Here is a 1,258-nt window from a genome sequence, read left to right as displayed (position 1 = left end):
CGCGCCCAGGTCGTCGCGGACCACCTGCACCTCGGCCAGCAGCGCGCCGGCGTCGGTGGGGCGGGCGCCCGGATCGCGGCGGGTGGCCCGGGCGACCAGGTCGTCGAGCACGGTGGGCAGGCCCTTGACGATGCTGGACGGCGCCGGGACGTCGTTGTCGACGTGCTGCCAGGCGACCTCGACCGGCTCGTCGCCGTCGTACGGGACCCGGCCGGTGAGCATCTCGAAGAGCACGATGCCGGCCGAGTAGACGTCCGTGCGCGCGTCGGCGTGCCCGTCGGTGACCAGCTCGGGCGCCACGTAGGCGACCGTGGCCATGAGCTGGCCGGACTCGTCGGCGCTGCTGGCCTCGACCGCGCGGGCCAGGCCGAAGTCGGCCACCTTGACCACGCTGTCGACCAGGTTGGCGATGCCGCCGCTGGGCGCCTCGGCGACCAGCACGTTCTCCGGCTTGACGTCGCGGTGCACCAGGCCGGCGCGGTGCGCGGCGGCGATGGCGGCGAGCATCTGCTCACAGATGGCCAGCGCCTCGACCGGGTTGAGCCGGCGGCGCTGGATCAGCAGGTCGCGCAGGGTGCGGCCCTGGACGTACTCCATGACCAGGTACGGCAGGCCCTGGTGGCGGCCCTGGTCGTACACGGCGACGACGTTGGGGTGGGTGAGCCGGGCGATCGTCTTCGCCTCGTCGGTGAAGCGGTCGACGAAGTGCACGTTCGTCGCCTGCGACGGGTGAATGATCTTCAGGGCCACCGTGCGTTCGAGCCGGTCGTCCACAGCGGTGTACACAGTCGCCATGCCACCACGGGCCACGCGACCGGTGATCCGGTAGCGCCCGTCAATCGTCGTGCCGATCAACGTGTCGGCGACAGTCGTGTCCATCGGCGTGAAGTGTATGTGTCCTTCCGGGCGCGGCAGCCCAGGATCTCACAGCTGAGACCGAACGGGTACAGCGCGCAGCCCTGACCAGGGCAAAGTGGAGAAAACGACCCGCGCGGCCGAGGCCCCGCGAGTCGTTTATCGTGACAAATCGGATCAGTGCCGTCGCGCGTGGCGTCCCCGGCGCTCGTCCTGGTCCGTCCCCGCGGTGTCGTCCGGCCCGGTCGGCTCGGCCGAAACGGGCGATTCGCTCGGCGCCGGCGAGTCACTGTCGTCCGGCGAGGACGACGGCGAGGGCGTCGCCGAGGGGCTGTGCGGCGTCGGCACCGGCGCGGTGGGCGTCGGGAGCGGCGGGGACAGGCAGCAGTCGGTCGGCGGCGTC

1 protein-coding gene is annotated in these 1,258 nt (G+C 72.1%); it reads right to left on the bottom strand.

The features are described from left to right. Positions 1-879: protein kinase domain-containing protein (locus tag AB0C29_RS49120; protein ID WP_360835354.1), on the bottom strand; the 879-nt coding region annotated here is incomplete at its 3' end. Between the last annotated feature and the right edge of the window lie 379 nt (positions 880-1,258).

Origin of the sequence: Actinoplanes sp. NPDC048791, from assembly GCF_040650095.1 — a bacterium.
Lineage (GTDB): Bacteria > Actinomycetota > Actinomycetes > Mycobacteriales > Micromonosporaceae > Actinoplanes.
The sequence above is the reverse complement of the archived record's forward strand: the minus strand, read 5'-3'. Positions and strand labels throughout refer to the sequence as shown.